Here is a 6,508-nt window from a genome sequence, read left to right as displayed (position 1 = left end):
GCGGTTGGCCGTGCAGTTGTTGGTTTAGGAAAAGATGGCGGGGCCAGTACCATTACCCAACAATTGGCAAAAAACCTTTATCGTACGCGGTATAATAAATCGCAGGGATTATTGATCAAAATACCTCTAGTAAGAACCTTAATTGTAAAATTAAAGGAATGGATGACTGCTGTAAAGTTAGAATCTAACTATTCTAAAAATGATATTATCACTATGTACCTGAATACCGTTTCTTTCGGTAACAATACTTATGGGATAAAAACAGCCAGCCGGATTTACTTTGATAAGGAAGCAAAAGATTTAGCCACTACAGATGCAGCCATGCTTGTGGGTATGCTAAAGGGCACAACGTTATATAATCCAACTAAAAACCCGGCAAAAGCATTAGAAAGAAGAAATGTGGTGCTTGCACAAATGAACAAGTACAAGTACCTAAGCAAAGATAGTTTGACAGAATTATCAAAGGAGCCGATTAAACTAAAAGAAGGCAAAATGCAGGATGGCAGCGATGGTGACTCTTATTTAAGGGCTGCTGTGGCAAAATACTTGGAGAAATGGTGTACTGATAATGGTTACGACCTTTATGAAGATGGATTAAAAATTTACACTACTATAGATTCTAAACTTCAAAAATATGCTGAGGAAGCAGTTGCCGATCAGATGAGGATTTTGCAGCGCAGGTTCTATAATGTGTGGGGCAACGAAGATCCTTGGTACGATTCGGAAAAACAAAAGGTTAATTATCCAGACAGGGCGATGAAAAACTTGCCGATTTACACACTTTTACAAAAGAAATTCCCTAACAGTCCAGATTCTGTTACCGCTTATTTTAATAAAAAGAAAAGGATGCAGATCTTCACTTACAAAGGCGATCGTGATACTTCATTCTCTACTTTGGATTCTATCCGTTATTATGGTAAAATCATGAATACCGGAATGATGACCATGGAACCCGCAAGTGGTAAGATTAAAGTTTGGGTTGGTGGTATCGACCATAAATTTTTCAAATACGATCACGTTAATCAATCTAAACGCCAGGCAGGTTCTACTTTTAAACCTTTTGCTTATTTAACGGCATTAGAACAAGGCATGAGTCCTTGTGATAAATTTACAGATAAACCTGTTAAAATTGCTTATCAGGATAAAGGTGAAACGAAATATTGGGAGCCAAAAAACGCTGATTACAGTGTTTCGTACCGCGAAATGAGTTTAAGGTGGGCAATGGCGAAATCAGTAAATACCATTACCGCCCAGGTAACCGAAAAGGTGGGCTGGGATAATGTTGTAAAATATGCGCACGAGTGCGGAATCGATAGCCATCTAGAATCTGTTCCATCTGTAAGTTTGGGTTCAAACGATGTTACAGTTTACGAAATGGTAAAAGCTTATGCTACCTTCATGAATAAAGGCATCAAAACTGATCCCATTTTAGTTGAGAAAATTACCGACCAGGATAACAATGTAATTGATGAGTTTAAACCTAAAACAAAAAGGGTTTTAACAGAAGAAATTGCCTGGTTAATGACTTATATGTTCCGTGGCGGTATGGAAGAGCCAGAAGGTACATCGCAGGCATTATGGGAATGGCCGGATCTATTTAGAAAAAACAATCAAATTGGCGGTAAAACGGGTACTTCTTCTGATTATGTAGACGCCTGGTATATGGGTTTAACCAAAGATCTGGTAACTGGCGTTTGGGTAGGTTGTGATGAAAGAACAGCACACTTTAAAAACGGTGAACAAGGAGAAGGCTCAAGAACGGCACTACCCATTTTCGCTAAGTTTATGGAGAAAGTATACCTCGATCCAAAATCCGGTTATACATATGGTCCATTCCCTAAAGCAACAGTTGATATTACTAGAACCTACAACTGCCCTAGTCCACGGATTATAAGAGATACCACATCAACCGATAGCTTAGCAGTAGATTCAACAGATTTTACCGTTCCTGAAACACCAGAAACGGTTATTCCTGTAACCATTGAACCTGAAGTAAAAAAAGAAGAAAAGAAAGTTGAACCTGTTCAAACTCCTCCAGCAACTACTGTTCCTTTAACCAGAAAGGAAGAAAGAGAACTGAGAAGAAAGCAACGTCAGGAAGAAAAAGAAAAGAAAAAGAACGAGAACAATCAGCCTTAGTTTTTATCGCGATAAATAACCAGATACCTCAACTATCTGCGCTTTTGAGCAGAAAAATTCTAAAAAGTGTTAAAATTTTAATACTGTTTTAAACAATTGCTATTTTTATTTCCCAAATCTCTTACAATTTCATTTTCGCAAATTATTGAACTTCATTACTAAAACCACATATATGAAAATAGGCTCTACTTTATTAAAGCGATATTCTTCTTTATTGCTTCTGCTTATTCTTTCTTTTTCTGTTAAGGCCCAATATTTCGGACAAAACAAGGTAAGGTATAAAAAACTCGATTTTAAAGTTTTGCAAACCCCCCATTTCGAGATTTATTATTATATCAAAAACGAGAAACTTCTAAAACGGTTTTCGCAAGACGCCGAAACCTGGTACAAAATGCATCAGGAAGTTTTTAGAGATACTTTTTTAAAGAAAAATCCTATTATATTATACAACAACCATCCTGACTTCCAGCAAACAACAGCTCTTAACGGAGAAATTGGAATTGGTACCGGTGGAGTTACAGAGGCACTAAAAAACAGGGTAATTATGCCTGTTATGGAGCTAAATAGCCAAACAAGACACGTTTTAGGGCACGAGCTTGTTCATGCTTTTCAATATCACCTTTTGCTCGAAAAAGATTCGATTAGCTTAGAAAATGTTGGGCAAACACCACTATGGATGGTTGAAGGTATGGCTGAATACTTGTCAATCGGAAAAAAGGATGCATTTACTTCGATGTGGATGCGCGATGCCATGTTGAACCGTGATATCCCTTCATTGAAAGATTTAACCAACTCTAATAAATATTTCCCTTACCGTTATGGCCAGGCATTTTGGACTTACATAGGTTCTCAGTACGGCGATACCACCATCGTTCCGTTGTTTAAGAATACTGCAAAATATGGTTATGAAAACGCCATCAGGTATACTTTTGGCTATGATGACAAAACATTGTCGGGTTTATGGAAAAATTCTATCGACGCGCATTATAAACCAATGTTAAAAGCAGATAGTTCGCAGATCAAAATTACGGGCACGAAAATCATCGATAATAAAAACGCAGGCAATATGAACGTTGCCCCTGCCCTTAGTCCAGATGGGAAATATTTGGCTTTCATGTCAGAAAAAGACCTTTTTGGCATTGATTTATTTCTTGCAGATGCCAAAACCGGCAGAATTATCAGGAAGTTGAGCAGTCAGATTTCTAACGGCCATATTGATGATTTCAATTTTATAGAGTCAGCTGGAGCATGGTCGCCGGATAGTAAACAGTTTGCCTTCAGTATATTCAGCCATGGTAAAAACCAGATGATGATTATCAATGTTTCAAACGGAACCACAGTTTCTCAAACAGCGATGGATCAGGTGCAGCAATTTGGTAATTTAACATGGTCGCCAAATGGAAAAGATGTGGCTTTTTCGGGCATGGTTGAAGGACAAAGTGATATCTTCTCCTACAATTTAGACACCAAAACAATTACTCAAATTACTAACGATGTTTATTCTGATTATGCACCTAGTTACTCTCCAGATGGTAAAAAATTGGTATTTTCATCAGATAGAGCGGCAATTCAGGCGAATATAGTTAATGCAGTACTGCCTATAAACCTAGCTGTTTACGATATCGCTTCTAAAACGGTGAGCAATTTAAATGTTTTTCCAGGAGCAAATAACCTAAATGCACAGTTCTCTTCAAACAGTCAAAATATCTATTTCCTTTCWAACAGAGATGGATTTAGAAATTTATATAAATACAATTTCGCAGATAATACAGTAGATCAGTTAACTGATTATTTTACAGGAATTAGCGGGATTACCGAGTTTTCGCCTGCAATTTCAGTATCTACAACTGATGATATTGTATATAGCTATTATCGCTACCAACGTTATACTTTGTATAATGCTAAGTTAAGCAGCTTTAAAGCGAAACGAATTGGTAATCAGGATGAAAACTTTGATGCTGCTATCCTTCCCCCGATGGAAAACATTGGTGTAAACATCATCAATTCTAATTTAAATAATTTTGATCGTTTCGAAAAAACCATAGCCGATTCGATGAAAACTGTGCCATACAAACCGAAATTCAGGTTAGATTATTTAGCAAATAGTGGTGTTGGTGTTTCTACCAGCCGTTTCGGAACCGGTGTTTCAGGTGGTATTGTGGGTATGTTTAGCGATATATTAGGCACGAATCAAATCATAGCAAATCTATCCGTAAATGGAGAAATTTACGATTTTGGTGGATTAGTGGGTTACATCAATCAGAAAAGCAGAATCAACTGGGGCGCTGCAGTTTCGCACATTCCATATGTATCTGGTTTCAGGTCTTACGGATATGAAAATATCCCTACAGGTGATAATCAAACTGTTAATGCCTTAGCAGACAGAACGGATATTATCAGAACGTTTGAAGATCAGATCCAGGTTTTTGGGGCTTATCCATTTAGCAAAATTCACAGATTTGAATTGGGTGGATCATTTTCGCATTATAGTTATAGAGTTGACCGATATAGCAATTATTACAATTCGGCGGGTTACTACATTGGTTCCGACAAAAGCAGGATTTCTAACGACGTTGCTTCTCAGGACTACGGCATTCCGTTTAATTCTTTTACACTTTATCAGTTAAATGCTGGCTTTATTGGTGATAACTCTATTTTTGGGCTTACTGGTCCGCTTGATGGTTTTAGATATCGCGTAAGTGGGGAAAAGTATTTTGGTACCTATAATTTTGCTGGTGTAACTGCAGATCTCCGTAAATATTGGAGGGCTAAGCCAGTAACATTTGCCGTTCGAAGTTATAACACCCTAAGGATTGGTAAAGATGCGGATAGACTTTATCCAATGTATCTGGGTTATCCTTATCTAATTAGAGGTTACGAATCAAATTCAATTTACAAAAGCACCTCGGCTCAATCGTCAGAATCTTTCGATATTAACCAGTTAACAGGAAGTAAAATAGCCGTTTTTAACTTCGAGGTACGCTTACCTTTTACAGGGCCTAAAAAGTTAGCTGCAATACCTTCTAAATTTTTATTCTCTGATCTGAATTTATTCTTTGACGCAGGATTGGCCTGGACAAACGACACCAAGGTGAAGTTTAAAAGTGAACCGACCTATACGACAGAACCTGTATTAGATAACAATGGTGTTCCTGTTAAAGATGATAAAGGAAATCCAGTTACCTATCAATCTACAACGGAACGTGTGCCAGCAATGAGTATTGGTATATCGTTACGGGTAAACGTTTTTGGCTATTTTGTATTAGAGCCTTATTATGCGATTCCTTTCCAAAGGAAGGATGTTAAAACTGGAGTATTTGGTTTAACATTCGCTCCAGGGTGGTAAAAGGAAATTAATTAGGAAATTGCATATGAAAAAAATATTTTTAATGGTTTTATTGTCTTGCAGTCTTTTGGGTTTTGCTCAAACAGTAACAGAGCCAGCTAATAATCCAAAAGAATGGTCTCAAGCTACAGCGCCATTTAGAATTGCAGGTAATTTGTATTATGTTGGCACTTATGATTTAGCTTCTTATTTAATTGTAACAGAAAAAGGAAATATATTAATAAATACAGGTTTAGCTAATTCGCTTTCAATAATAAAAGAAAATATAAAAGCTTTGGGATTTGATTATAAATCAATCAAAATTTTGCTCTTAACCCAAGCTCATTTTGATCATTTGGGTGCAATGGCCGAGATTAAAAAAGAAACCGGCGCGAAACTTTATGTAGATGAGAAAGATGCGGATGCTCTTGAAACAGGCGGAAAATTAGATTATGAGCTTGGGAAATATGGCATAAGTTTCAAGCCTGTAAAACCTGATTTCCTATTGAAGAATAACGATAAGATTAAATTAGGCAGCACTACTTTAACAATGCTTCATCATCCTGGGCATACTAAAGGATCGTGTAGTTTTATATTTGATACAAAAGATAAAAATTCTAGCTACAAAATTTTGATTGCCAATATGCCATCCATAATTGTTGATAGAAAATTCTCAGAAATAGCATCATATAAAGATATCCAAAAAGATTATACTGAAACTTTTAAAGCAATGAAAAAGCTTGACTTTGATCTTTGGGTTGCCTCTCACGCAAGTCAGTTTGAGCTCCATGATAAGCGTAAATCAGGAGCCCCTTATAATCCAAAAGTCTTTATGGATAAAAGTAAATTTTTCAAGAATCTTGAAGATCTGGAAAATATTTTCCTCGAAAAAATAAAAAATTAACCTTTTCCTAACTTGTTAAAAGCGATTAAATACAAATAATCGCTTTTTTTTTTTGGAGATAGTTTAATTTCTTTTAGTTTAATAAACGTAACAATTAAGACAAACTCGTAAATGATAGTTTTACCTGATTGCTTATATTC

The 6,508-nt window shown here is 36.4% G+C and carries 3 protein-coding genes; all 3 read left to right on the top strand.

The features are described 5' to 3' along the window. A partial coding sequence (locus AC1DPQ_RS13995) for a transglycosylase domain-containing protein (protein ID WP_477609815.1) occupies nt 1–2,139 on the top strand: 2,139 nt, incomplete at its 5' end. Between the two features lie 172 nt (nt 2,140–2,311). Further along, complete coding sequence (locus AC1DPQ_RS13990; protein ID WP_477609813.1) at nt 2,312–5,485, top strand: TolB family protein; 3,174 nt, start codon at nt 2,312–2,314, stop codon at nt 5,483–5,485. Nucleotides 5,486–5,510: 25 nt separating this feature from the next. Then, nucleotides 5,511–6,368, top strand: a complete 858-nt coding sequence (gene blaB3PEDO / locus AC1DPQ_RS13985) for a PEDO-2 family subclass B3 metallo-beta-lactamase (protein ID WP_477609811.1) — start codon at nt 5,511–5,513, stop codon at nt 6,366–6,368. The last annotated feature ends 140 nt before the right edge of the window (nt 6,369–6,508 follow it).

The organism is Pedobacter sp. 01T416_2 (genome assembly GCF_056398925.1).
This window is presented reverse-complemented; position numbering and strand designations above follow the sequence as displayed.

What these genes read in the sequence shown, in the direction of transcription:
- blaB3PEDO (WP_477609811.1), top strand. Translation starts at nt 5,511, where the DNA reads ATGAAAAAAATATTTTTAATGGTTTTATTGTCTTGCAGTCTTTTGGGT.